The 24,846-nt window shown below is 48.9% G+C and carries 24 protein-coding genes and 1 riboswitch; of the genes, 19 read left to right on the forward strand and 5 right to left on the reverse strand.

What is annotated here, in order from left to right; genetic code table 11:
* The first annotated feature begins 26 nt into the window (after window positions 1–26).
* From WDY75_RS13275 to WDY75_RS13285, 3 genes are all read left to right on the forward strand, one after another.
* Window positions 27–1,526: a sugar ABC transporter ATP-binding protein gene (locus tag WDY75_RS13275; RefSeq protein WP_063479905.1), complete on the forward strand. Its 1,500-nt coding sequence runs from the start codon at window positions 27–29 to the stop codon at window positions 1,524–1,526.
* Window positions 1,527–1,560: 34 nt separating this feature from the next.
* The gene (locus WDY75_RS13280) at window positions 1,561–2,529 is read left to right on the forward strand and encodes an ABC transporter permease (RefSeq protein ID WP_063479904.1); all 969 of its coding nucleotides are present in this window, start codon (window positions 1,561–1,563) and stop codon (window positions 2,527–2,529) included.
* 121 nt (window positions 2,530–2,650) lie between these two features.
* A complete protein-coding gene (locus tag WDY75_RS13285) occupies window positions 2,651–3,661 on the forward strand; it encodes an ABC transporter substrate-binding protein (RefSeq protein ID WP_063479903.1) in 1,011 nt (336 codons plus the stop codon).
* A gap of 209 nt (window positions 3,662–3,870) precedes the next feature.
* On the opposite strand, the gene WDY75_RS13290 is transcribed toward WDY75_RS13285, so the two are convergent.
* Window positions 3,871–4,437 (reverse strand): AAA family ATPase, encoded by a 567-nt coding sequence (locus WDY75_RS13290; protein ID WP_063479902.1) that lies wholly within the window; start codon window positions 4,435–4,437, stop codon window positions 3,871–3,873.
* 400 nt (window positions 4,438–4,837) lie between these two features.
* Here WDY75_RS13290 and hxlA point away from each other — a divergent pair, with 400 nt between their 5' ends.
* The 5 genes from hxlA to WDY75_RS13315 all read left to right on the forward strand — a co-directional run bounded on the left by hxlA (window position 4,838) and on the right by WDY75_RS13315 (window position 8,456).
* Entirely contained in the window at window positions 4,838–5,470 is a 633-nt protein-coding gene (hxlA, locus tag WDY75_RS13295) for a 3-hexulose-6-phosphate synthase (protein WP_006211004.1), read from the forward strand.
* Between the two features lie 5 nt (window positions 5,471–5,475).
* Entirely contained in the window at window positions 5,476–6,039 is a 564-nt protein-coding gene (gene hxlB, locus WDY75_RS13300; RefSeq protein ID WP_063479901.1) for a 6-phospho-3-hexuloisomerase, read from the forward strand.
* An 80-nt stretch (window positions 6,040–6,119) separates the two neighbouring features.
* A complete protein-coding gene (locus WDY75_RS13305; RefSeq protein ID WP_036637115.1) occupies window positions 6,120–6,479 on the forward strand; it encodes a helix-turn-helix domain-containing protein in 360 nt (119 codons plus the stop codon).
* Between the two features lie 268 nt (window positions 6,480–6,747).
* Entirely contained in the window at window positions 6,748–7,959 is a 1,212-nt protein-coding gene (locus WDY75_RS13310) for a GTP-binding protein (RefSeq protein ID WP_036637117.1), read from the forward strand.
* A gap of 245 nt (window positions 7,960–8,204) precedes the next feature.
* On the forward strand, window positions 8,205–8,456 hold the full coding sequence (locus WDY75_RS13315; RefSeq protein ID WP_036637119.1) for a YolD-like family protein: 252 nt from the start codon (window positions 8,205–8,207) through the stop codon (window positions 8,454–8,456).
* 184 nt (window positions 8,457–8,640) lie between these two features.
* On the opposite strand, the gene WDY75_RS13320 is transcribed toward WDY75_RS13315, so the two are convergent.
* The 3 genes from WDY75_RS13320 to WDY75_RS13330 are packed head-to-tail and all read right to left on the reverse strand — an operon-like array spanning window position 8,641 to window position 11,711.
* Window positions 8,641–9,693: a CobW family GTP-binding protein gene (locus tag WDY75_RS13320; RefSeq protein ID WP_063479900.1), complete on the reverse strand. Its 1,053-nt coding sequence runs from the start codon at window positions 9,691–9,693 to the stop codon at window positions 8,641–8,643.
* Window positions 9,694–9,700: 7 nt separating this feature from the next.
* Entirely contained in the window at window positions 9,701–10,666 is a 966-nt protein-coding gene (locus WDY75_RS13325; protein ID WP_063479899.1) for a TIGR03943 family putative permease subunit, read from the reverse strand.
* Window positions 10,667–10,694: 28 nt separating this feature from the next.
* Window positions 10,695–11,711, reverse strand: coding sequence for a permease (locus tag WDY75_RS13330; protein ID WP_063479898.1), 1,017 nt, complete (start codon window positions 11,709–11,711; stop codon window positions 10,695–10,697).
* Between the two features lie 155 nt (window positions 11,712–11,866).
* Window positions 11,867–11,946, forward strand: a riboswitch (ZMP/ZTP riboswitch).
* 70 nt (window positions 11,947–12,016) lie between these two features.
* Here WDY75_RS13330 and WDY75_RS13335 point away from each other — a divergent pair.
* The 11 genes from WDY75_RS13335 to WDY75_RS13385 all read left to right on the forward strand — a co-directional run bounded on the left by WDY75_RS13335 (window position 12,017) and on the right by WDY75_RS13385 (window position 23,551).
* The gene (locus WDY75_RS13335) at window positions 12,017–12,865 is read left to right on the forward strand and encodes a bifunctional 5,10-methylenetetrahydrofolate dehydrogenase/5,10-methenyltetrahydrofolate cyclohydrolase (protein WP_063479897.1); all 849 of its coding nucleotides are present in this window, start codon (window positions 12,017–12,019) and stop codon (window positions 12,863–12,865) included.
* Window positions 12,866–13,109: 244 nt separating this feature from the next.
* Window positions 13,110–14,108, forward strand: a complete 999-nt coding sequence (locus WDY75_RS13340) for a LacI family DNA-binding transcriptional regulator (RefSeq protein ID WP_063479896.1) — start codon at window positions 13,110–13,112, stop codon at window positions 14,106–14,108.
* Window positions 14,109–14,287: 179 nt separating this feature from the next.
* Window positions 14,288–15,790 carry a sucrose-6-phosphate hydrolase gene (locus WDY75_RS13345; protein WP_036637131.1) on the forward strand — a complete coding sequence of 501 codons (1,503 nt, stop codon included), beginning with the start codon at window positions 14,288–14,290 and terminating at the stop codon, window positions 15,788–15,790.
* Window positions 15,787–17,208, forward strand: a complete 1,422-nt coding sequence (locus WDY75_RS13350) for a sucrose-specific PTS transporter subunit IIBC (RefSeq protein ID WP_063479895.1) — start codon at window positions 15,787–15,789, stop codon at window positions 17,206–17,208. The genes WDY75_RS13345 and WDY75_RS13350 overlap by 4 nt, the downstream gene beginning before the upstream one ends.
* 182 nt (window positions 17,209–17,390) lie before the next feature.
* Window positions 17,391–18,191 carry a Cof-type HAD-IIB family hydrolase gene (locus WDY75_RS13355; RefSeq protein WP_036637137.1) on the forward strand — a complete coding sequence of 267 codons (801 nt, stop codon included), beginning with the start codon at window positions 17,391–17,393 and terminating at the stop codon, window positions 18,189–18,191.
* A 217-nt stretch (window positions 18,192–18,408) separates the two neighbouring features.
* Window positions 18,409–18,843, forward strand: a complete 435-nt coding sequence (locus WDY75_RS13360; RefSeq protein ID WP_006210994.1) for a MarR family winged helix-turn-helix transcriptional regulator — start codon at window positions 18,409–18,411, stop codon at window positions 18,841–18,843.
* Between the two features lie 113 nt (window positions 18,844–18,956).
* Entirely contained in the window at window positions 18,957–19,994 is a 1,038-nt protein-coding gene (locus WDY75_RS13365) for an NADH:flavin oxidoreductase/NADH oxidase (RefSeq protein WP_006210993.1), read from the forward strand.
* 300 nt (window positions 19,995–20,294) lie between these two features.
* Window positions 20,295–20,639, forward strand: coding sequence for a PadR family transcriptional regulator (locus WDY75_RS13370; protein WP_006210992.1), 345 nt, complete (start codon window positions 20,295–20,297; stop codon window positions 20,637–20,639).
* A complete protein-coding gene (locus WDY75_RS13375; RefSeq protein ID WP_231888183.1) occupies window positions 20,623–21,675 on the forward strand; it encodes a hypothetical protein in 1,053 nt (350 codons plus the stop codon). Before WDY75_RS13370 ends, WDY75_RS13375 begins: the two co-directional genes overlap by 17 nt.
* Before the next feature lie 294 nt (window positions 21,676–21,969).
* Window positions 21,970–22,482 carry a hypothetical protein gene (locus WDY75_RS13380; protein WP_006210990.1) on the forward strand — a complete coding sequence of 171 codons (513 nt, stop codon included), beginning with the start codon at window positions 21,970–21,972 and terminating at the stop codon, window positions 22,480–22,482.
* A gap of 211 nt (window positions 22,483–22,693) precedes the next feature.
* Window positions 22,694–23,551: a M23 family metallopeptidase gene (locus tag WDY75_RS13385; protein ID WP_036637145.1), complete on the forward strand. Its 858-nt coding sequence runs from the start codon at window positions 22,694–22,696 to the stop codon at window positions 23,549–23,551.
* Window positions 23,552–23,649: 98 nt separating this feature from the next.
* Here the strand turns inward: WDY75_RS13385 and WDY75_RS13390 are convergent, their stop codons facing one another.
* A complete protein-coding gene (locus tag WDY75_RS13390; protein WP_063479893.1) occupies window positions 23,650–24,660 on the reverse strand; it encodes a hypothetical protein in 1,011 nt (336 codons plus the stop codon).
* Between the last annotated feature and the right edge of the window lie 186 nt (window positions 24,661–24,846).

Here is a 24,846-nt window from a genome sequence, read left to right on the forward strand (position 1 = left end):
CATCGATGCTGGAGAGGTGAGAGATTTTGAGTGAAGTGCTGCTGCAGATGGAAGGAATCACGAAGGAATTTCCGGGTGTGCTGGCATTGAACAACTGCCAATTTGAGCTGCGGCGCGGCGAAGTTCATGCGCTGATGGGTGAGAATGGTGCGGGCAAGTCGACCATGATGAAGATTTTGACCGGCGTGTACCAGAAGGATGAAGGTACAGTTACGTACCAGGGGAAACCCGTGGAGTTAACGAATCCGAAAGCGGCTCAAGACGCCGGAATCAGCATGATTCATCAGGAACTGAACCTGGCGCCGGACTTGACGGTTGCTCAGAATATATTCATCGGTCGTGAGCCACGGCGAAGGCTCCGTCTGTTTCTGGATGATCAGGCGCTGCACCGGCAGGTGAAGGCATTGTTCCAGCGAATGGGGCTTGATATGGACCCAGCCGTTCAGGTATCGGAATTAACGGTAGCCAAGCAGCAGATGGTGGAGATCGCCAAGGCCTTGTCCTATAACGCGGATGTACTGGTTATGGATGAGCCGACGGCAGCTTTAAGCGAGACCGAGATCGAAGATTTGTTCCGCATCATTCGTCAGCTTCGCGCCGACGGAGTTGGAATCGTTTACATTTCGCATCGAATGGACGAAATCAAGCGGATTACGGATCGCATTACGGTGATGCGCGACGGGCAGTACATCGATACGGTGTTGACGGCTGAAGTCACCACCCAGGATATTATATCCAAGATGGTTGGCCGGCAGATTTACGAGACCTCGAAGCCGGAAGCCGCGGCAGGCGAGCGCGAGACGGTATTGGAGGTGAAGGGGCTGAATCAAGGCAGAGCCTTGAGAGATATTAGCTTCACCCTGAGAAAAGGAGAGATTCTAGGCATTGCGGGTCTGGTGGGTGCGGGGCGCACCGAGCTTGCGCGAGCGATATTCGGTGCGGACCGTATCCAATCCGGAGAGATATACATCCATGGCTCCAGGGTGAAGATGAGAGGCCCGCATGACGCGGTACGTCTAGGCATCGGGTATTTATCCGAAGACCGCAAGCGATACGGATGCGTTGTTGACCTGGATGTGAAGAGCAATGTGGTCATTGCTTCCTACCCTGAATTTCTCCGTCCCGGCGGATGGATGAATACGGAGAAGATTCGCAAGCAGGCGGAGGATATGGTCGAACGATTGAAGGTCAAAACGCCGCATGTTGACCAAGAGGTAAAGTTCCTCTCCGGCGGCAATCAGCAGAAAGTGGTCATTGGCAAATGGCTGACGCGCGATTGCGATATTCTGATCTTCGATGAACCTACGCGCGGGATTGACGTGGGGGCGAAGAGCGAAATTTACAGATTGCTGAACGAACTTGCGGCGCAGGGCAAATCAATCATCATGATCTCGTCGGAACTGCCTGAGATTCTGCGGATGAGTCATCGGATTCTCGTGATGTGTGAAGGCCGGATTACAGGCGAACTGGATCATGAAGAGGCTACCCAAGAAATCATTATGCATCTGGCAACAGCGAGAATGTAAGCCGTTATCCATACACGTCAGGAGGAATTAGTAGATGAACATTCAAATCAAGTCAGGTGCGCTTCAGCAAGTGCTGGCGCTTGCAAGTTTGGTCGTTCTCATTGTTTTCTTCACGATTTCATCCAGCAATTTTTTTCAGTTCTCCAATATCGTGGGGATTCTTCTCTCCACTGCCGTGATCGGCGTGCTGGCTCTGGGTTCAACCTTTGTCATTATTACGGGAGGCATTGATTTATCGGTTGGTACGGTCATGACACTCAGCGGCGTTATGACAGGGGTATGCATTACGTTCTGGGGTTTGCCGGTTCCTGTTGGTATCCTTGGAGGCATATTGACGGGCGCTTTATGCGGACTTCTGTCCGGAACGGCGGTTGCGAAGATGAAGATCCCGCCTTTTATCGCCACGCTGGCGATGATGATGATAGCCAAAGGGCTGGCGTTAATCATCTCAGGGGCGAAGCCGGTATATTTCAACGACGCCGAGAGTTTTGCAGAGGTCTCCCAAGGCAGCGTGTTGGGCTGGTTGATACCGGGACTCGATATTCCGAATGCAGTGGTCATTTTCTTTGTTGCCGCTATTGTCGGATATCTTATCCTATCGAAGACCATTATCGGCCGATATAACTTTGCGCTTGGCAGCAACGAAGAGGCGACCCGATTGTCGGGCGTTAATGTAAGCTTCTGGAAAATCGTAATCTACACCTTAACCGGCGCCTTTACCGGCCTGGCCGGCGTCATGATGGCATCGAGATTGAATTCGGCCAATCCGGCGCTGGGTGCCGGGTATGAACTGGAAGCTATCGCAGCGGTGGTGATTGGGGGAACTTCACTCAGCGGAGGGAAGGGCACCATTATCGGAACGGTCATCGGTGCTCTGATCATGAGTGTGCTGACGAATGGATTGCGCATTCTGTCTGTGCCTCAGGAGTGGCAGACCGTTGTGGTCGGGTTCGTTATCATTCTTGCGGTGTATGCGGATATTCTTCGCAGACGTAAAGCGTGAAGCGTTTCAAGCGTTTCAATGACGGAATTAAGCTCGATCAGAAGCAGATTGGTTGTGTAGAAACTTCCGGAATGGAGTTCTATAGATGTACATTACTGAAACATAAGGAGAGATTGAGATTATGAAAAAGCTTTTCGTATTGGCTCTGATTCTCATGGTGACTGCTGGCTTGCTGGCTGCTTGCGGCGGATCAGGCAGTACAGCGACAGGTACCGATAGTCCAAGTGAAGGCGGTTCAAGCTCAGGCACCGGTGCCGAAGGTGAAATCTATATCCCGATCATTTCCAAGGGCTTTCAGCATCAATTCTGGCAGGCGGTGAAAGCTGGAGCTGAGCAGGCTGGGCAGGAGCTGGGCGTACGGATTACCTTTGAAGGACCGGAAACGGAATCCCAGGTGGATAAGCAGATCGAAATGCTGCAGGCTGCACTGGACAAGAAACCAAGCGCGATCGGGTTCGCTGCACTGGATAGTCAGGCTTCGATCCCTTATCTGAAAAAAGCCCAGGAGAACAATATTCCGGTGATCGCCTTTGATTCCGGCGTGGAAAGCGACATTCCGGTAACAACTGCTTCAACAGACAATTTGGCAGCATCTGCTCTTGCAGCGGATAAGATGGCGGAGCTCATCGGGAATGAAGGCAAAATCGCAATGGTGGTCCATGACCAGACAAGTGTCACGGGCGTAAGCCGCCGCGACGGCTTCAAGAAGCAGATCGAAGACAAGTATCCGAATATTGAGATCGTTGATATCCAATATGGGGGCGGAGATCATCTGAAATCCACGGACCTTGCCAAAGCGATGATGCAGGCACACCCGGATTTGAAAGGGATTTTCGGGGCGAATGAAGGATCTGCGGTCGGTGTCATTAATGCGGTAACGGAGATGAAGAAGGAAGGCCAGATCGTGGTGGTCGGCTTCGATTCCGGAAAAGCGCAGATCGATGCCATCAAGAACGGAACGATGGCGGGAGCCATCACGCAAAACCCGGTCGGCATCGGATATGAGACGGTGAAAGCGGCTGTTGCCGCTATCAAAGGAGAGAAGGTAGAACCGCAGATTGATACGGGCTTCTACTGGTATGATAAAAACAACATCGATAGTGACGAAATCAAAGCCGTTATTTATGAATAAAATGAATGAAGGGGAGTCCAAGATGGACTCCCCTTAACGCGACATCCGCTTACGCAGATGCCACCTCCATATTCTGAATCAATTCGTTCAGCCTCCTTTCCGATCATTTAGTCCGGCCGGACAACTATATTAAACCACAGCAGCTGGTGAGACTGAAGCGAATAAATGACCTTAATTGTTTTTTACCAAGAACCGTATTCATGATGTTGCTATTGGATTGGTCTTCCCAACGGTGCGATCTTTCCTTCATCCCATATACGCTTCCAGATTACATCGACTGTTTCTTCAGCGGAAAGATGGGAGGTATCCAGCCATAAGCCGATTCTCGGCGTTTCTTCCGTTAACCGCCGGTCCAGTTCGTCAATACTCCATATCCCATAACCTGTTTTGTCCCGATGCTGCTCCCGGGTGCAAATGACATCCTGGGAAGGCTTGAGTACGACAACGTATACGGGATGCTCTCCCAGCGATTCGACTATTTCTTGCAGGGCCGGACCCAGAATGACATCCTGAAGAACGACATGAAACCCGGCGTCGACGTACATTCTGGCCGTGTTGGCAGTTATTTTATATCGTAACGCGAGCTGCCGCTCCGCTTCGGCGGAGGCCTCGGGCAGCATTTCTTCTCTGCCCTTGACGATCATCTTTCGAAACATATCACCACGCAGATGGACTCCACGATCGAATCTTTCGGCTAACAGCTGCGCGATGGTAGATTTACCGGCAGCCATAACACCGGTTATAACGATAACGCCGGTTTGACGTAAGCTTGTCAAAAGGAACCCCCCCTTTACATTCAGATGATAAATGAAGGGGAGTCCAAGATGGACTCCCCTTAACGCGACATCCGCTTACGCAGATGCCACCTCCATATTCTGAATCAATTCGTTCAGCCTCCTTTCCGATCATTTAGTCCGGCCGGACAACTATATTAAACCACAGCAGCTGGTGAGACTGAAGTGAATAAATGACCTTAATTGTTTTTTACCTGGGCGCTAGCATGTTATCCAAAATATTTTCGCGGAAAATGAGAGCCTGCAAACCCTTGTCCCACCACATTACTTACTTCGCCGTAAGTATCTCACTTATAAGTACGTACTTCCATAAAGTAAAGTAATGGCTCTACAATGAGCGTGTAACAGCTAACCAATACGCTCATAAGGAGAGATTAACAATATGGAACTTCAATTGGCATTAGACCTGGTGAATATTTCGGAAGCAAAGGAAGTGGTGGCCGAGGTAGCCGAGTTTATCGATATCGTGGAGATTGGAACACCGGTTGTCATTAACGAGGGCCTTCACGCCGTAAAAGCCATCAAGGAGGCATTTCCGCATCTGCGCGTGCTCGCTGACCTTAAAATTATGGATGCTGGCGGTTATGAAGTGATGAAGGCATCCGAGGCTGGTGCGGACATTATCACGGTATTGGGTGTATCCGATGACTCTACCATCAAAGGCGCCGTGGCTGAAGCCCTGAAGCAAGGCAAACAGGTGATGGTGGACATGATTAATGTGAAGGATATCGAGGGAAGAGCACGGGAGATTGATGCATTCGGTGTGGATTACATTTGCGTGCATTCCGGTTATGACCATCAGGCGGAAGGCAAAAACTCCTTCGAAGAATTGGCAGCGATCAAACGTGTAGTCAAAAATGCCAAGACAGCCGTTGCAGGAGGAATCAAGCTGGAGACTCTGCCTGAGGTGATCCAAGCGAACCCCGATCTCGTAATCGTTGGCGGTGGAATCACGGGCCAATCGGATAAGAAAGCCGCTGCTGCCCAAATGCAGCAATGGGTTAAGCAGGCTTAAGGACGATGGATAAACCGATTTTTCAGCATGCAGATGTGATTGCCAGGGAGATCTCTGAATCTGTACAGAAGGTCGATGGTACCCAGATTGAGGAATTGATCAAACGAATTATGAGATCCGAGTCTATCTTTGTAGCGGGAGGCGGAAGATCCGGTCTGATGATCCGATCTTTTGCCATGCGGTTGATGCAGATGGGATACAAGGTCCATGTTGTGGGTGATACGGTAACTCCGGCTATTGGAGAGAGGGATCTGCTCCTGATCGGTTCAGGCTCCGGCGAGACGCAGAGCTTGGTGGCCATGGCCCAGAAGGCCAAAAGCATCGGTTCTGCCTTAGCGGTTGTAACCATTAAGCCCGAATCCCGATTGGGTAAACTATCAGATACGGTTGTTGTGCTTCCAGGCGCAACCAAAGACCAGAATCAGGATAATCTCGTAACCGTTCAACCGATGGCTTCCTTATTTGAGCAGACCTTGCTGATCGTGCTGGATGCCGTCATACTCAGATTGATGGAACAGAAGGAACTGCAGTCGGACAATATGTTTGGGCTGCACGCCAATCTGGAATAGAAGCTTGATTATGTGAGGTTTTCCATTTTGATGATATGGCCGCGCCCGTTGTATACTATAGGGAGGAAGGGGTGTTAATTATGGCTAGTGAAGTCAAGCAGCGGATTAATCTCAAAGAAATAAACTGCCATAAGGAGTTAACCCTGGCGGTCATCGGTGGCAAATGGAAACTGATCATTCTATGGCATCTTGGCTTGGAAGGCGTCAAACGCTTCGGTGAGCTGAACAGGATGATTCCTCATATCACGCAAAAAATGCTGACCAATCAGCTTCGTGAGCTGGAAGAGGATCAGCTGGTGCATCGAGTGGTTTACCCCGAGGTTCCGCCCAGAGTCGAATACTCACTCACGCCTTATGGGGAGAGCTTAATGCCGATCCTGAAACTGATGTACGATTGGGGAAAAGATTACGGCGAGCAGGTCATCTGGAAAGACGAATGATAGGCTTCAATATAAATAATAGCAGCAGAGGATTGACTCTGCGATAAGCAGACAAAAGAGCATGTTAAATCATAGAGGGCAGCTCAACATCATGACTCGCGCCTCGCTGCAATATGGCATAAACCTCCGGTACATAAGGCGCCGGAGGTTTTTTACTGCTTGAGGCGTTTTTTTTGTACAGAAGGATTGACATTTGAACGGAGGAGATATAATATCAAAACGTATTAATCGTAATAATTACGATTAATGAATGGAGGGAGTTCAATAAATGAATAATACAAGAATACCGGTTACTGTACTTAGCGGCTATCTCGGATCAGGGAAAACAACGGTTCTTAATCATGTATTGCATAACCGTGAGGGATTGAAGGTAGCTGTCATTGTTAATGACATGAGTGAAGTGAATATTGATGCAGATCTGGTTCGAGGAGAGGGAAGCTTGTCGCGCACAGATGAGAAGCTGGTCGAAATGTCCAACGGCTGTATCTGCTGCACGCTTCGGGAAGATCTGGTGCAGGAAGTACAGAAGCTGGCGGAAGAGAAGCGCTTTGATTACATTCTGATTGAATCAACGGGAATAAGCGAGCCCGTGCCTGTGGCGCAGACCTTTGTCTATCCGGATGAGGTCTCGGGTGTGCAATTGTCTGACCTCGCCAGGCTGGATTGCATGGTAACGGTAGTGGACGCCAACCGATTCTGGAAAGACTTCTCTTCCGGCCAAAGCCTACTCGATCGGAAGGAAGCGCTGGGCGAAGAGGATACGCGGGAAGTAGTCGATCTGTTGATTGATCAGATTGAGATGTGTGATGTGCTGCTGTTGAATAAATGTGATCTGGTAAGCGAAGAGGAATTGACCAAGGTCGAGGGCATACTGCGCAAGCTTCAGCCAAGTGCCAGCATCATTCGTACAGTGAACGGACAGGTTTCCCCTGCGAAAATCCTGAACACCGGGCTTTTTGATTTTGAAAAAGCGAGTCAATCGCCCGGATGGATTCAGGAGCTTCAGAAGGAAGAGCATGTGCCGGAAACGGATGAATACGGCATCAGCTCATTTGTTTACCGGAGAAGAAGACCGTTCCATCCCGAGCGGCTGGCCGAATTCATGGGGGATTGGCCCGAAGAGGTCGTACGCGCCAAAGGAATCGCATGGCTGGCTGTGCGTGAGGATGTGGCTGCAAGCTTAAGTCAGGCGGGTCCCTCCATTCAGTTCGGACCGGCAGGATACTGGGTCGCTGCATTAACCGAGCAGGAGCAGCAGGAGCTGATTCAGAGCGAACCGGATATCCGGAGAAAATGGGATGGCGTCTGGGGAGATCGGATGACCGAGCTCGTGATGATTGGCATTCAGATGGAGCGGGAGCAAATCGAGCAGGACCTGGATGGATGTCTGTTAACGGACGAGGAAATGCAGCTTGAATGGTCAACATTTAACAATCCGCTGCCATGGATGGTATTAGAAGAGAATGAGTCCCTTATGTAGGACTATATTTTTTGACTGAAATTAATCGTAATGATTACGCATAAAAACAAGCCTTGATTTGATTATCAAGGCTTGTTTTTTTGTTCTGCCTATCATCCGTTGAGATAACGGATGGACTGAGCATTCTGGATCGTTTTTGATGTATAATAGGAAGAAGATTCCCAATTCATCGTTTTGATGAAAGAAATCGTTCATTCGAAATTTAATGCTGCAGCATGAACAACATAAATCAGGAGGGCAAGGATATGGCCAAGGCAAAAGTACCAAAGAGACCTACTAGAGATGAGTTTGTACTTGAAGAGCTCGGCAATCAACTTACAGAAGCTTACCAAGAGGAATCTGTGATTGTATTAACGGTATGGGGATGGGAAGAGACGGTTCGCGGACAAATCGATCAAATGGACTCCCGAACAGGGAAGGTACATATGAAACATAATGGTGAGGTTACTAAAATTTCATTTATGGACATCATGGAAGTGAATTATCCCCGGGACTAAATTATGATTCTATCGGAATTACGCATGTGTTTAAACTACCAGTTTCACCGTAAGGGGTGTCTCATAAGATCTTAGATCTTGTGAGATGCCCCTTTTCCTGCTGGAAGATGCTCCATGTATGAAACGTTCCTCCCATCGCGGTTGCACTCACATTTCTTGGGATTATTTCCACTTGATTTTCACTTTATTGCACCACGCCGCTCAGTAAGTCCTCCCATTCCTGTACGATGCGCGTTTTATCCAGACGATGGCCGATGAGTGTGAGATATCCGCGCTGCAGCCGCAGGGTGCTTGGTTGGCATTCCAGCTGTGAACCCGCCCACTGAACAAGTGTGGGGCCAGTCGAGAGCTGAATATAGCCTTTGGCTCGTATCAGGCTGGACCTGCGCGCGGTCAAAAAGGCTTCGATCACGCTTATGCGAAGCGGGATAGGGGTTGGCGCGGATAACGTTAAGGTATCCAGACCCGAGAAGGAGGGATTTGTCTGCTCTGACTCCACTCCATGTTGATGGCGGTGATTCGCGAATATTGGGGCTCCCTGGGGATGAGGCTCATGTTTGAGGGCCTCTTCACTCCATGGTGTGTCTTGAATTTGATCTGTGAGAACATCCGCTGGCCGTGAGAATTCACGAAACACTTCCAGCTCATCTATAAGGCTGTAATCGGTCACGGACAGGCTTGCGGCCGTGTTTATTTTTCGTATGGAAGTGATGACCTTGTTGAGATGTTTCTCTTCGCATTCACCCGCTTTGTTAAGGATGATAGTATCCGCGAAGCTGATTTGTCCCCGTAGGGTACGGACCAGTTCGCGGCTGGATGCGAAGAAGCTGTTGTATTCCAGAAATTTGCTGCCGTCGGCCAAAGCGATTTTGCGCTGGATCGATATGCGATCCACAAGGGACGGATCCTGCAGATCCTCAAGAATCTGCTCAGGGTTCGCGACTCCGGTGGTCTCAATAAATATGAGATCAGGCTTCTGATCTAACAGGGTGTTCAGAGCTTGCCCAAGCTCGCTTCGTTTGGTGCAGCAGATGCAGCCGTCAAGCAGCTTCTCGATCGGAAGATCCGGCATTTCGCCGGATACGATAGCCCCATCCACGTCCTGATCGCCCATCTCGTTCATCAATACGGCTGTCTTCCACTGCTGCTTGGCGGCATAATCCAGCAGTCTGAGCAGCAGCGTTGTTTTGCCGCTTCCCAAAAAACCGCTAATCATAATTACAGGCACTTTGCTCATCGGTTCCTTACCTCCCGGTATCTTTAATATTGGAATACAGTTCATCAAACTCCGCCACGGAGTCCGCATTTGTAAAAATGTACGGGGATGCCGGCTGCTCAATCGGTTGAATTCTTTCGGCTTGCACTTGAAGAGTTTCCTCACCATTTAGGGTACTCACCTGGATCGTGCCATCGATCTGGACCCATGTGTCATTGTCAAAAGACGAAGCATTCGCGCCGCGGACAATAATGCCAAACGGGATGGCGTCAGCGGTGCAGCACATGACAAGGAATCGGCTGACGGCAAACGTGTCTATTAACATATGTTTATCCCGATGGACGAATCCTTGGACTGTAATGGATTTTCCTTGAAACTGCTGTTTATACATATCGATGGCACCGACGGTCTCCGAGAAAATGTCAGGTTCAACCGAAATGACGGAAAGCGTATATAAACGCTTGGCGAGCTCTGCGAATTCCACGCTGTAGATGTCCTTGGCAATAAACAGCTCCTGCTGTGAGGCGTCTTGGGTCGCCGATTGATCAGCAGATAGAGAGTGGTTATTTGTCTCAGAGGCTGCAGAGGCGTTCTGGTCCTCGGCCTTACGGCGGACATCCGGGTTCGGATAGGTGTAGATCATGCCTTTTTTGGAAGCCATGTCGCTTCCAAGAGCTTGATTCGGCAGAAGCTGGCCGAACAGCAGCGGTACTGCGAACAACCCGTAGACGGTCATGTTTTTGACAAAGCCGTTAGGCAGGGGATGCTCGCAATCACACACCTCTCCGGTATCACCCCCAAGAGCGTGCCACAGCATACCGAATGCAATGAATAGAAGCGGGACCGGACAGAGCAGCAGCAGGGTCTGCATGTGTGGAGCCAGGTAATAATGAAGAGACTCTGTAGCATTCAGATGCATGATATAGAAGGCAAGAGCTGCAATGAGCAGCGACCGAAGCACATAATGGCCCCGTATAGCCAAGCTGGAAATCATCGTTTACATCAGCCTCCTCCCCAATTAGCTAACCTCGAAACAGAGCATCAACGGCTATAGAGCCGATAAAGACCAGCGTGATAACCAGCAGGCTTAGACCGATTACGAATTTGGTCTTGAACGTAGCGGACAGCATAAGCAAGCTTTTGAAATCCAGCATCGGGCCGAGAACAAGAAAGGAAACCAGTGGACCGACCGAAAAGCTGTGCGTGAACGCAGACGCGACAAAGGCATCCGAAGTCGAGCAGAGCGACAATATAAACGCAAACCCCATCATGAACAGATATGAGGCGGCAGGACCGTTTCCTAATGCCAACAATTCATCCCTTGGAATGAAGGATTGGATACAGGCGGTCAAGAACGCGCCAAGAACCAGATACTTGGTCATTTCAATTAATTCGTCTCCGGCGTGAACAAACATGCTCCTCCATGTTTTAGGGTGCTCATGCATTTTCCGTCCCCCATTGACGGAGCCCTGTTCGGTAAACTCCTGAAAGGATCGCTTGAGCGGATTATGTTTGGAGAATACATATACGATTAAACCTATCGTCACGGCAACGGCCAATGCTAGTCCCATCCGGCCGATCACCACTTCGGGATGCGAGCGGAAGGCCATGATGGTTGCGGCGAACACGACCGGATTCAGTATGGGGCCGCTGAGGATAAAGGTGACAGCGATGTAGGCAGGCATCCCTTTTAACATCAACCTTCGGACGACCGGTATCATCCCGCATTCACATATGGGAAGCACGATGCCCAGCATGGAAGCAAACAAGACGCCGATGAGCGGATTTTTGGGTATAAGACGGCGCACCCATTGCTCTTTTACAAACATTTGCAGAAGTGACGAGAGCAGCACGCCTAGCAAAACAAAAGGTAGCGCCTCAAGGAAGATGCCAGTAAAAATGGTTTTGACCTGCTGCATGTCAAGGATTTCGACGAGCCTGGAACCAGAACCATTTTGCAGCCATATCGTTAAGACCGGAATCACGAAGACAAGCGGCAGGATGAAGGGCAGCATTTTGAATACAACGGGATGTTTCATCAAGTCCTCCTGAAGCGAAATGTTCTTAGCACATTCTATGCTTGGACAATCGGCAACATACGTGTTTTTAATAATTTAATCAAAAAGATTACGATTTGGAACAGGCGCATCATCCTGGTAGCGTGAAGTCCAAAGTCATGGTATATTAAAAAAAGTTATCTATGTGTTACTGGCGTAACTTGGGTCACCAAGAGGGAGCACATAGGATCATATGCCGTACGCCTGGGCAAGAGGTAAGGAGACAGAGATGTCGCCTTGCCTCTTTATGTTTATTACAATAACAATGGCGAAGGAGCGGATGTGCAATGAGTAAGGAACCTTTGATTTTGGATGGAAAGCTGGTATCCGACGATATCAAGGCCAAGCTGGCCGTGAAGGTGCAGGAGCTTAAGGAGAAAGGGGTAACCCCATGTCTGGCAACGATATTGGTAGGAGAAGATCCGGCTTCGGCAACCTATGTGCGAATGAAGGGAAATGCCTGTGAGCGGCTTGGAATTATATCCAAAAAAGTGGTGCTAGACGAGTCGACAACAACGGAGGAACTGATGGCTGCCATTCAAGAGCTGAATGAGGATCCCAATGTTCACGGCATTCTGCTGCAGCATCCGGTACCCCATCATATCGATGAACGAGCGGCTTTTGATACCATCCGTATTGAAAAAGATGTGGACGGGGTCACCACGCTTGGGTTCTCGCAAAATGCGTTTGGTTTTGCCGAATATCCTTCCTGTACGCCTGCGGCGATACTTGCGATTATGGATTATTACAACCTGCCGATTGAAGGGAAACATGCCGTCATTGTTGGACGCAGTCCGATTCTCGGCAAGCCGGTATCGATGATGCTGCTGAATCGCAATGCTACGGTTACGATCTGTCATTCGAGAACGAAGGATCTCGCCAATATTGTCTCGCAGGCGGATATTGTTGTTGCTGCCGTAGGCAAACCCAATTTTATTCAAGGGAACTGGATCAAGCCGGGGGCCGTTGTATTGGATGCAGGCTATAACAAAGGGAATATCGGTGACTGCGATTATGAAGCTTGCGCGGAGGCTGCTTCCGCGATTACGCCGGTACCTGCCGGCGTGGGTCCTGTTACGATTGCTACGCTGCTGAAGCATACCGTAGAATCGGCTGAGCGAACCGTGCAAGTCTAAGGGGAAAGCCATAGACCATCTGCATGTTAAGTAAAGGGGAACCAAGAATAATCCCCTTCGAATCGCTTTATCCACGCCAAAGTTTGGATCTTAGAGAGGTATGGTCTATAAAATGATAGGCCCTAGGCCTGCAATTTCACGGACGCCCGGAGGTCATGGTATAGTTAGAGAAATGCGAAATCGAAGGGGAGAGCTTCATGCATACACGAATCAAAGCCTGTTGTGCGGCTCCGGTGATCAGTGAATGAAGAACACGATCGCCGATATCGCTCACAAAGCCGGAGTTGCCAAAAGCACGGTCTCCCGTTTCTTAAACGGAGGATCCGTAAGCCATGCGACACGCCGAAAGATTGAGCAGGTCATTCAGGAAACCGGCTATATTCCGAATTCTTTTGCACAGAGCTTAAAAGCGAAAAAAACCAGTATGATCGGCACCATTATGCCGCGTCTGGACTCATTTTCCGCATCGCAGACCGTGGCCGGAATGGACGAAGAACTAAGGGAACACGGATATCAGCTTCTCATCATTAATGCAAGCCAGGATTTATCCCGAGAGATTGAGGCGCTGTATGACCTCGCCAGACAAAAAATATCAGGGATCATTCTATTCGCCACACAGGTGACGGAGACGCATCTTGCCGCGATTAAAGAGATCGGCATTCCCGTTCTTCTGCTCGGACAACAGCACAAGGATGTTCACAGCATGATTTATAACGACTATGCCGCAGGCTATGACATGGGGCGTTATGTACTGTCCAAGGGACATCGTAACATAGCTTATATTGGTGTTACGGAAAAAGACGTTGCGGTTGGGGTCAAACGAAAGGAAGGGTTTCTGAAAGCGGTGAGCGAGCATGTTGGTGTGGAAGTGAATCTCGATCTCTATGAAAGTGGATTTAAAATGTCAGATGGCGTTCAGACCGCGTTGACGATTTTCCAATCTAATCGAACGCTGCCAACGGCGGTGGTCTGCGCCACGGACAACATCGCGCTTGGCGTGATGAAAGCTGCGCATATGAAGGGCATTCAAATTCCCAGCGAACTCTCCGTTACCGGATTTGGCGGATACGATGTAACCGAGGTGATTCACCCCGGATTGACCACGGTTAAATATGGATATTTTCAAGCGGGGCACCTCGCTGCACAGCATATTATCAAGCTGGTCAACGACGAGCCTGCGGATCTCCTGACGGTCATGAATTGCGAGATGATTCATCGGGAAAGCGTTGACAATCTGAATTAGTTATTTTATACTAAAAAACGGAACCGGTTCCAAATCGGGCGTTTGCTGCTTGTATTGGAACTGAGTTCATTATTTTTACACTTGATTGGAACCGGTTCCACTATGATTGGTTTTGTTCACGTACACGTGCAGCACGTCTGTTTGATTCTTTAGTTAGCCCATTTATAAGGAGAAGAGATATGGACAGAGAACTGAAATACCGCCGCCTGGATCAGGCTTCTCCCGAAGAGATTGCTTCATTAAGGAGGCAGGCGAGACGAAGCGAATGGAGACAGACGTTTCACATACAGCCCGTCATGGGGTTGATGAATGATCCCAACGGATTTTCTTATTATAACGGGGAATATCACTTGTTTTATCAATGGTTTCCTTTGGGGACGTTTCATGGCTTGAAATATTGGTATCATACTTCCTCGAAGGATCTGGTGCATTGGCATAACAAAGGCATCGCCATTGAACCAGGGCAGCTGTTTGATGCTTATGGCGCATATTCAGGCAGCGGGATCGTGAAAGACAACAAACTGTATCTGTTATATACCGGGAATGCCCGGGACGAGGAATGGAACAGGCAATCTTATCAATGCATGGCTGTGATGGACCGCGACGGATCGATCACGAAGCTTGATAAGCCGCTGATCGATCATGTGCCGGACGGATATACCGAACACTTCCGGGATCCGAAAGTATGGAAAGACCAAGACAAATACCGGTTCGTCATCGGCGCCCAAAGGGTTGATCAGACCGGTTCGGCAGTCATCTACGAATCTTCGGATTTGCTGTCTTGGGAATTCAAAGGGGAGATTCAAACCCGTCTTGAGCATTTCGGCTATATGTGGGAATGCCCTGACTATTTTGAACTGGAAGGCCAAGGGGTGCTGCTGTTTTCACCACAAGGGCTGCTTCCGGAGGATGACCATTTTCAAAACATATATCAATCCGGCTATATTTCAGGTAAACCGCTGAAGAGGGATACGCTGGAGTTGGATCACGGCTCCTTTTGCGAGCTGGACAGAGGTTTTGATTTCTACGCGCCGCAGACCATGCTGGATGAGAAAGACCGGCGCATCATGGTGGGCTGGATGGGTTTGCCGGATATCGGGTATCCCACCGACTCGCATGGCTGGGCCCATTGTTTGACGCTTCCTCGTATGCTTACGTTCCGTGAAGGCAGGTTGAATCAACAGCCGGTCCCCGAGCTTCAGGTGCTCCGCGACAAGGTCGCAGAGGCAGCGGATACGCTTCACAGCGAAGTGAAGAGTTACAAGGGGGTGCAAGGGACCGCATTCGAGATGATATGCGAGTTCCAAGCCATCGAAGCGGACGTTGTTGGCATTGAATTTCGGGCTGGCGAAGGGGAACGAACCGTTATTCGATATGAATCCGGCAAACGGAAGGTTACGCTGGATCGCTCTTCTTCGGGAGCATCGATTGTCAGTGATTACGGAACGGTTCGATCCTGTAAGCTGCCAACCGAAAGAAATTCGATCAAATTTCATCTGTTTGTGGACATCTCTTCGGTCGAGCTGTTCATCAACGATGGCGAAGAGGTGTTTACAAGCCGGATTTTTCCGAAGTGCGAGAGCCGAAATATTCGATTTTTTGTACAGAACGGCAGTGCCGGCTTGAAGGTCGCGAAATGGGATCTGACCGAAGCCGTAAAAGATAAAGAAGGGGATGTATGAACATGGCAGCGGATAATCGGGAAATCGCAAGGCAGGTAGTGGAAGCCATTGGCGGCAGGGAGAACATCGCTTCCTTTGCCCATTGTGCAACCAGACTGAGAATCATGGTTTATGATCAGAAGAAGATTGACCAGAAGAAGGTTGAGCAGATCGATAAGGTTAAGGGAGCTTTTTTCAACTCCGGGCAATACCAGGTCATTTTCGGAACAGGAACCGTCAATCAGATTTTTGAAGCGGTCGAATCCCTTGGAATGGAGAGCACAAGCAAGGAAGAATTGAAATCTCAGGCGAAAAAGTCGGGGAATCCGTTTCAGCGGGCGATTCGCACATTCGGTGACGTGTTTGTGCCGATTATCCCTGTACTGGTCGCCACTGGCTTGTTCATGGGATTACGGGGCTTGCTGACCCAGGATACCGTGCTTGCCTGGTTCGGTGCGACACCGGATGATATCTCGGCTAATTTCCTGCTCTTCACCCAGGTACTGACGGATACGGCTTTCGCTTTTTTGCCAGCCTTGGTGGCATGGTCCGCATTCAGAGTGTTCGGAGGAAGCCCCGTGCTCGGTATCGTCCTGGGATTGATGCTGGTTAACCCGGCTCTTCCCAATGCGTACAGCGTCGCCAACGGTTCGGCTGAGGCACTCATGATCTTTGATTTCATTCCGGTCGTCGGGTATCAGGGCTCGGTCCTGCCGGCATTCTTCATTGGACTGCTGGGCGCGAAATTCGAGAGATTTTTGCGAAAACGCATTCCTGACGCCATCGATCTGATCGTTACGCCATTTTTAACCTTGCTTGTTATGATTACGCTTGGCCTGTTCGCGATCGGTCCCGTATTCCATTCCCTGGAAGAGGTCGTGCTGAACGCAACAACCTTCTTGCTGGAGCTGCCGTTCGGTATCGCGGGTCTGGTCATCGGTTTCTTCAACCAGATTATTGTGGTTACCGGCGTGCATCATATATTCAACTTCCTGGAAATTCAGCTGCTTGAGAAGACAGGAAGCAATCCGTTTAATGCGATCGTGACCAGTGCGATGGCAGCTCAAGGTGCAGCTTGTCTGGCTGTCGGACTCAAAACGAGAAATAAAAAGCTCAAGGCATTATCCCTGCCATCCGCATTCTCGGCCTTGCTGGGAATCTCCGAACCTGCAATCTTCGGGGTCAACCTCCGTTACGTCAGACCGTTTGTTATCGGCTTGATCGGTGGCGGTGTGGGCGGTTTCATGGCTTCCATCTTTCAGCTTGAGGCCACAGGCATGGCAATTACCGTTATCCCGGGCACGCTGTTATACTTGAACAGCCAGCTTCCACTTTACATTTTGTGCAATGTAACGGCGATGGCGATTGCATTTGTACTGACCTGGATGTTCGGATTCAATGATAAAATGCTGGAAGAGGTTCACTCGGAAGCAAATTAAAGCCATAAGGAAAGTCCGCCTTAACACGCGGGCTTTTTTTGTACGCTGCATAAGAAAATCTTGGCTGACGAATGAAACACAAATACCCGGAGGATAAGCTAAAAAAATGCTTGCTCTGAAATGCTTTTCATCATTTACAATGTAGTTACAAGCTTGAGTATACGGAAGAGAGGCGAGCATTATTGATGAAGAGAATGATTTTTTTTGATATTGATGGAACCCTGCTGGATCATGAGAAGAAGGTACCTGCAACGACACGGGAGTCCATTCGCCAACTACAGGAAGCCGGACACATCGTTGCCATTGCAACAGGGCGTGCTCCGTATCATTTTGAAGAACTGCGTGAGGAACTGGGTATCGATTCGTATGTCTGTTTGAATGGCCAGTATGTGGTGCATGAAGGCAAACCGATCTACGGCAATCCATTAGCGCAGGATTCCTTGCAGCAGCTTACGGAACAGGCTGTTCTTCTTGACCATCCGATTATCTATGCCGGCAGCGAAGCGATGAAGATGAACGTAACCGAGCATGTTCATATCGATTCCAGCTGGGGAGAGCTCAAACTTACAATCCCGGAATATGATCCGGAATATTATCTGGGCAGAGATATTTATCAGGCCATTGTCTTCTGTACGGAGGAAGAGGAATCGGCTTATGCGAAAAGTTTCGAGGGACAGTTTGATTTTGTGCGTTGGGGGCCTTATGGAATCGATGTTCTTCCTGCGGGAGGTTCAAAAGCCCAAGGAATCAAACCATTGATTGATATGCTTGGTATCCAATTAGAGGATACTATCGCCTTTGGCGATTATCTGAATGATCTGGAGATGCTGTCGTACGTGGGTCACGGTGTAGCAATGGGGAATGCGCCGGAGATTGTAAAACAGGCAGCAAGATACGTGACCCGGGATGTTGCTCAGGACGGGATCAAGCACGGCCTTCAAATGCTGGGACTGTTGGATAAGGAACCGCAGGAGATTGTTTAGTCTCTTTTAGAGAAAAAAGTCCGTTACAGCGTGTCAGTTGAAGCTCTCTCTTGAGGGTTATAGACTGGCATGTTGGTTGTTGGCGGAACGATTTAACGAATGATAGGTTTGACGTCCCAAAGGGGGAGTTGTTATTATTAATAACTAATAGTGAGCCGTTGGATGGTGGCAGAGTGGATCATCTGATGGAAATATACCTAGAACAGGTGGAGACCTTATGTCAACAGAACAAACGCATACTCTTATAACCAGTTGGCTATCTTTAACGCAGGTTCAGGCGATGATTACCCATGAGCTGGAACAAACCTTGCAGCAAAAGCATGATTTAACGTTGAATGAATTTTATGTGCTGTTATTTCTATCGGAGTCGCCTGAGAAAAAACTGCGCCTTCAGCAGCTGCAAACCATGGTGGGCCTTAGTCAAAGTGCGATATCGAGACTCGTCAGCCGTTTTGAAGCCAAAAGCTGCGGTGCGATGCAGAGAGCCATCTGCGAGGATGACAGAAGAGGGATCTATACATCGCTAACTCATATCGGTGAAGAGAAGCTGCAAAAAGCGAAAGCTACTGTCCAAGGGGTATTGGAGCAGCAATTCTCTGCGCCTAAGCTGAAGCATGGACTTCAGGATGTATTAAAACAGGTGCAGGCGTGACCATTTTTCAGTCTCCTTATTGACGGATGGTTCTTATTTTGTTATTTTAGATGCATGCGCATGCATTAATAAGTTTGCGAATCAATCTTTTTGAATAGAAGGAGCGTGTTACAATGGAACATTTATTCAGCCCATACAAACTGAAATCTTTAGAATTGAAAAATCGGGTGGTCATGCCGCCGATGTGCCAATACTCCGTAACAAACAAGGACGGAATCGCGACGGATTGGCATTACTTGCACTATACCAGCCGTGCGATTGGCGGAGCGGGACTTGTTATCGTTGAAATGACGGACGTCGAACCGGATGGACGGATTTCCGATTATGACCTCGGTTTATGGTCGGATGATCATATCCCGGCTTTGGCTCGCATCGTTGATGCTGTTCACCAGCATGGTGCGAAGGCAGCGATCCAAATTGCACATGCCGGCCGGAAAGCAGAGGATGCGGAGACACCTGTGGCTCCATCGGCTATTCCGTTTGACGAGAATTCCAAAACGCCCAGAGCTCTTTCAACTGAAGAAGTTCAGCAGATGGTGGAGAAGTTCCGTCTGGCTGTACGCCGTGCGGTGAAGGCGGGATTTGATGCAATTGAGCTGCATGGTGCACATGGTTATCTGATTCATCAGTTCCACTCCCCGTTAACGAACCAAAGAAAAGATGAGTATGGCCAGGATTTAACGAAGTTTGGTAAAGAAGTCATTCAAGCCGCAAAAAGTGAAATGCCGGAAGATATGCCATTAATCATGCGAATCTCTGCAAGAGAATACGTGACAGGCGGTTACGGCATTCAGGAGAGCATCGCTTTCGCCAAAGAATATCAGGCTGCCGGTGTCGACATGTTCCATATCAGCGCAGGCGGCGAGGGACCGATTGCTGCTGAAGGCAGACCGGGCACACATGTGGCATACCAAGTTCCGCTAGCCAGACAAATTAAAGAAGCGCTGCAAGTACCGGTCATAGCTGTTGGCCGTCTGGATGAACCTGCACTGGCGAATGCGGTCGTTGGCAATGAAGAAGCAGATCTCGTTGCCGTTGGAAGAGGAATGCTTCGGAACCCTTACTGGGCATTGGAGGCTGCAGCTGTCCTGCAGAAGGAGACGGCAATTCCGACACAGTATCAGAACGGATTTCCCAGAAAATCGAGATAAGGTAGGCAAGATGAACATGTAACTGCCAATGAACGATAATGTTGGTATACCAGGTTCCCTGACGTGAACATCCACAGTATCCCTGTAATGGGTTGAGCATAAATAGAGAAGGTTATCTTACGGTCCGTCACGGCTGTAGGATAACCTTTTTTTGCGTACAAGCAATTGGCCGGATTTGGTAAGTCATCAAACTTGGCAGTAGTTAACATAAGGCCATCTAAAATAATTTTAAATGATCATTAATGTCTTATTTACATTAGTGTGTGACATACAGTATAATCTTTTCCAGGAGATGATGATATGCCAGAGGATCAGGACATTTTAAACAGTATGGTGCAGGAGCTTCGGCGAGGTACGATCATCCTTGGTGTTCTCAGCCAGTTGTCCGAGCCGCAGTATGGTTATTCATTAGTGACCATATTGCAGGAGAGGGGGATCAACGTGGAAGCGGGTACGCTCTACCCGTTGCTGCGACGGTTGGAGAAACAAGGCTTGCTTAACAGCGAGTGGGATACAAATGAAGCCCGGCCGAGGAAATATTACATCATAAGTCAGACAGGCAAGGATATATATCGGCAGCTCTACCATGAATGGAAAGATATGATGACAAGTCTGGAGGGACTTATAAATGACAAGGGGGACTAAAGTGATGGATCTGATTAACAGGTATATTTATGCGGTGACCCAGAAGCTGCCCGAATCGCAGCGGGCGGATATTGAGAAGGAGCTTCAAGGACTCGTCGAAGACATGCTGGAAGACCGGGGAGCCGACAGGGAGACCGCTAGTTTGGAAGAAGTGGAGCAGGTGCTGCTTGAGCTCGGCCCCCCCGGGGAAATGGCAGCCAGATACAGAGGAAGGGAAAGGTATCTCATTGGTCCTGGTTTGATTGACAGCTATTGGTCCGTCCTAAGGATTGTTCTGTATTCGATAGCCGTTGCTCTTGGGATCGTCTACATCGTTGATTTCTTTATAAGCACGGAACCCACTGCCGAGAAGCTGCTGGAATACCTTGTCTCGCTGCTTAGCGTAGGAATCCACGGATTTGCCTGGGTAACCGTTATTTTTGCCTTTATCGAATACCGCGGGGCTCGCCAAGTCTCCAATGATCCATGGAAACCCTCGGAATTGCCTGCAATTCCAGAACCAGCCAGCCGGATTAAACCGAGCGAGCCGGTGCTCGGCATCCTCTTTTCCGTGCTGTTCTTTGTCCTGTTCACGTTTTCCATTAACACGTTTTCCATTAACTTGATCGGTGTTCATCGATTTGCTGAACACTCGATCGCCATTCCGGTGTTTGAACAGGCTGCTTTTGCCAAGTATTTGCCGCTGATATGGCTTCTTACCGCCTTCAGCATATTCAATGAAGCCAGGAAATTAATCACAAGAAAGTGGACGCCGCAGCTTGCCGTCATGCATGTTATATTTAACATTGCTTCCGTTATCGTTGCGGTGATCCTGTTCTCCGATATGACGATTTGGAATCCGATATTCATGGATCAGCTCGTTCAATCAGGACTTGTAACAACGGGAGATGGATCGTATGAGACCGTAAAGTTAATTTGGGATCGATCCAGGGACGGCCTCATTTACATTATTGTGGTCATCGCCCTTATTGATACCGTATCTGTCGTGATGAAACGGTTTCGGAGAAAGGAAGGAAATACGGCGTTAACCAAGTAAAGACAACAGGTTGAAACAAAGGGTATCCCAACAGATTTTGGATCTGGCGGGATGCTCTTTTTTTGTTGTTAAGAGATGCCATAGGAACCAATCGCTCATACCCACTTTTTCCGCATTCACTGGGGACAGGTTCTGATCATCACCGAGTAGTTATGCGGATGGCTAGACCATGGACGACACTGCGCCATTCGAATAAGCATAGAATATGGAGCGAAGCAAATATTTTTTTGACAGAAATGTGAATGATATGTGTCAAAATTATGTACAATGGTGTTATAATAAGGAAAGAAGCAAATGAAAACCCTTACAGAACGAACGGAGCTGATGATTATGAAATTCGCAATTCACTATTCTACAAGAATGAAAGACATTATTTTATTTGCTCTGGTAATTAGCATCATGATGTTTCAAGTTGCGACACTGACGGAATATTCGTATCCTGTCCTATTCTATATGCAGATGGTTGTGAATGTCGTTATTGTTGCGGCATTAGGAATTGAAGCTTATGCACGTTTGGTAAAGCGTGAAGTCCAGATTGACGGGAATTCCGATACGATTACAATTAATGGTGTTGAAGTTCATGCCGGTCAGATTCGTGAGATTAAGGTTTCCGGATGTCACAAGGCCGCTTTTCAATTCATTCTCAAGGATAAGAGCGTACCCCCTATGTACTGCTGTTTTAAATTTGAAGAGAAGAATTGCGAAGGAATTCGGGAGCTGACACGCTGGGCCGAACAAAATCAGATTTCAATCCGCAAAGTCGGGCCGCAGACCCGTTCCGGCATGATTCTCTCGTCCAATGGATAATATGGCCAAGTCACATCGTGAATAGGAGCACCTGAACCGTCGAAGGATGGTTACAGGTGCTTTTTATATGGAATACGAAATCATTGATCATTGAATTTTCGCTGCAGAAGAAAGTTTAGCTAAAGTTAAGCTTCTGTTTCGATCAAGATAAATCTCATCAGGTATACTTGGGTCGTAGTGGACCCGTATACATATGGAGGAGGACTTGAATATGGTAGATGCTCCGAAACTAATGCTTGATGGGGAACATCGCGTGCTGTATGAGCTTTTTGAGGAGGAATTGCGAGCACTTGTAACGGTGGAACAATTCGAAGCGATGTCCAAGGAATATACGGCTGGGGTGAGTGCGTTCCATCTCGTTCTGGACAACACGATGAACAAACTTCGAATGATTCACTGGATGGATGACAGCGGGACAAAAGGAATCCAAGCCATGATCGATGAAGCGGGCATGATTGTCGGATTCATGTTATCGCCTCTTGAGAGATTTTCGGAATCGGATAGCCGTTATTCGGCAACAACGTTCAAATTGCCGTTTAAGGGGAAATGGTATGTGTTCTGGGGAGGCGAGCATGTGATGGACAATTATCATTACGTGGAGGCGAGCCAGCGGTATGCCATCGATGTTGTGAGAACGGAAGAAGGGATGACCTACCATGGGGATCCCGATTTGAACGAAAGTTACTTCGCGTTTGGAGAAGAAATTCTAGCAGGTGCCAGCGGTAAAGTGATTGCCATTGAGAACAACATCGCGGATAACGTGCCCGTCGGAGTGGTAAACGAAACCGAACCTGCAGGAAATTATGTCATCATCGATCATGGCAGCCATGAATACAGCCTGTATGCGCATCTTAAGCTGGGATCGGTGTGCGTGTTGGAGGGGACGGACGTGGAATCGGGTGATCGGATTGGGTTGTGTGGCAATTCCGGCAATTCCAGTGAGGCACATCTGCATTTTCAAGTGTCGGATCATCCAGATCTGTTTAGAGACGGCACGAAATCTCTTAACATCAACTGGCTGGGAGATGTAAAGGTAAGAAAAGGTGAAATTGTAGACGGCGGGAAATAACGCATCCATAACATAAACAGGGCCTGGAATTATTCCAGGCCCTGTTCTACATATAGTTGATAAACTCTCTGGCACACCTGCTGCGGCCCCGATTCACATTAGCTGCTGCAGCCGCCTCCGCAACTGCTGCCGCAGGACGAACCGCTGCTGCAGGAGGATCCGCTGCCGGAGTCCGAGCCACCGCCGGACCCGCAAGCCGAAGCAGCGGTGCAAGAGGAGCTGCTGCCGCTCTTATAAAGCTCCCGCTCATCAGGGATCATATGATCTGAGAATTGCTCGGGTGCGTTCCAGGCATAATAAACGGCCGCCGCCAGCAGCACATCGCTATTGCGGAAATTAACCAGCTTCCGATTACGCGGCTCCTCCGCCTCGGCTGCTCTAATCCGATCCTGCAAATCATGAATGACGGCATCAATCGCCGTACGTGCCGCAGGCATGCTCTCATAAGTCCAAGCGTTAAAACGCTTCTGACCATGATTCACGGCGAAATGGCCAGAACCGTAGTCCTTCAGCTCTTCGCGTGGCAGCGGGACGCGGAAGAATGCTCCCCATAGCTTGGTGCTGTATTCATGCCAGCCAAATAATTGGACATAGACCGTGTCAAACCATGCCCGTTCATTCGGGATGGGAACATGTTCGCTTCCGGTGTTGGGAGCGTGATGAAGCATACGGCCAAGAAAGCGCTCCGAGAACTGTTGATACTCGTATGTATACATCAGCATTTCATGCCACACTTCGTCCACGTCTTTGCTGAACATCGGGACTCGGTCCAGAACAGCGCACAGGATAAAAAAACGTTTCAGCTCTTGCCATCGCCATTCATATTCCGGTTCTGACATGTCCGGATGCTCACTCATTACTCTCTGCTTCAGCATGTTCTGATAGGTATAAGGCAGGGCGGCCTCCAGTCTGCCGGCAAGCTCACTTGCAGGGCTTCCCGCTTTCACGATGGGCGGCAAATCGGGTGTTTTCCCGCGTCGAGGCTTATTCTCTTTAGGGAGCCGCTGACTATTAATATTACGCAACGAGCGCTTGAAGACAAATAAAGCAATAATCCATAAATCCACCAAAATAAAACAAATGATCAGGATCCAAATGGATGTGTTCATAAGGTATTCCTCCTGTCTATTTGTGTCCGGAGCCAGCTTATCGTTCCTCTCCTTGAGTAAATTATTGCAGGAGTCACGAGTGTTTGGCAATTGAAATTGCCGATTCCGTTATAACTTGAATGTAGGGGCTCCTTTATGATACATTCCCTGTGTCTGGAAATGTACATCTGGACAATCTTAAAGCTA

Source organism: Paenibacillus glucanolyticus (genome assembly GCF_037333485.1).
In the GTDB taxonomy this organism is placed as follows: domain Bacteria; phylum Bacillota; class Bacilli; order Paenibacillales; family Paenibacillaceae; genus Paenibacillus_AQ; species Paenibacillus_AQ glucanolyticus.

What these genes read in the sequence shown, in the direction of transcription:
- WDY75_RS13280 (WP_063479904.1), top strand. Translation starts at nt 1,561, where the DNA reads ATGAACATTCAAATCAAGTCAGGTGCGCTTCAGCAAGTGCTGGCGCTT.
- WDY75_RS13285 (WP_063479903.1), top strand. Translation starts at nt 2,651, where the DNA reads ATGAAAAAGCTTTTCGTATTGGCTCTGATTCTCATGGTGACTGCTGGC.
- hxlA (WP_006211004.1), top strand. Translation starts at nt 4,838, where the DNA reads ATGGAACTTCAATTGGCATTAGACCTGGTGAATATTTCGGAAGCAAAG.
- hxlB (WP_063479901.1), top strand. Translation starts at nt 5,476, where the DNA reads ATGGATAAACCGATTTTTCAGCATGCAGATGTGATTGCCAGGGAGATC.
- WDY75_RS13305 (WP_036637115.1), top strand. Translation starts at nt 6,120, where the DNA reads ATGGCTAGTGAAGTCAAGCAGCGGATTAATCTCAAAGAAATAAACTGC.
- WDY75_RS13310 (WP_036637117.1), top strand. Translation starts at nt 6,748, where the DNA reads ATGAATAATACAAGAATACCGGTTACTGTACTTAGCGGCTATCTCGGA.
- WDY75_RS13315 (WP_036637119.1), top strand. Translation starts at nt 8,205, where the DNA reads ATGGCCAAGGCAAAAGTACCAAAGAGACCTACTAGAGATGAGTTTGTA.
- WDY75_RS13320 (WP_063479900.1), bottom strand. Translation starts at nt 9,693, where the DNA reads ATGAGCAAAGTGCCTGTAATTATGATTAGCGGTTTTTTGGGAAGCGGC.
- WDY75_RS13325 (WP_063479899.1), bottom strand. Translation starts at nt 10,666, where the DNA reads ATGATTTCCAGCTTGGCTATACGGGGCCATTATGTGCTTCGGTCGCTG.
- WDY75_RS13330 (WP_063479898.1), bottom strand. Translation starts at nt 11,711, where the DNA reads ATGAAACATCCCGTTGTATTCAAAATGCTGCCCTTCATCCTGCCGCTT.
- WDY75_RS13335 (WP_063479897.1), top strand. Translation starts at nt 12,017, where the DNA reads ATGAGTAAGGAACCTTTGATTTTGGATGGAAAGCTGGTATCCGACGAT.
- WDY75_RS13340 (WP_063479896.1), top strand. Translation starts at nt 13,110, where the DNA reads ATGAAGAACACGATCGCCGATATCGCTCACAAAGCCGGAGTTGCCAAA.
- WDY75_RS13345 (WP_036637131.1), top strand. Translation starts at nt 14,288, where the DNA reads ATGGACAGAGAACTGAAATACCGCCGCCTGGATCAGGCTTCTCCCGAA.
- WDY75_RS13350 (WP_063479895.1), top strand. Translation starts at nt 15,787, where the DNA reads ATGAACATGGCAGCGGATAATCGGGAAATCGCAAGGCAGGTAGTGGAA.
- WDY75_RS13360 (WP_006210994.1), top strand. Translation starts at nt 18,409, where the DNA reads ATGTCAACAGAACAAACGCATACTCTTATAACCAGTTGGCTATCTTTA.
- WDY75_RS13365 (WP_006210993.1), top strand. Translation starts at nt 18,957, where the DNA reads ATGGAACATTTATTCAGCCCATACAAACTGAAATCTTTAGAATTGAAA.
- WDY75_RS13370 (WP_006210992.1), top strand. Translation starts at nt 20,295, where the DNA reads ATGCCAGAGGATCAGGACATTTTAAACAGTATGGTGCAGGAGCTTCGG.
- WDY75_RS13375 (WP_231888183.1), top strand. Translation starts at nt 20,623, where the DNA reads ATGACAAGGGGGACTAAAGTGATGGATCTGATTAACAGGTATATTTAT.
- WDY75_RS13380 (WP_006210990.1), top strand. Translation starts at nt 21,970, where the DNA reads ATGAAAACCCTTACAGAACGAACGGAGCTGATGATTATGAAATTCGCA.
- WDY75_RS13385 (WP_036637145.1), top strand. Translation starts at nt 22,694, where the DNA reads ATGGTAGATGCTCCGAAACTAATGCTTGATGGGGAACATCGCGTGCTG.
- WDY75_RS13390 (WP_063479893.1), bottom strand. Translation starts at nt 24,660, where the DNA reads ATGAACACATCCATTTGGATCCTGATCATTTGTTTTATTTTGGTGGAT.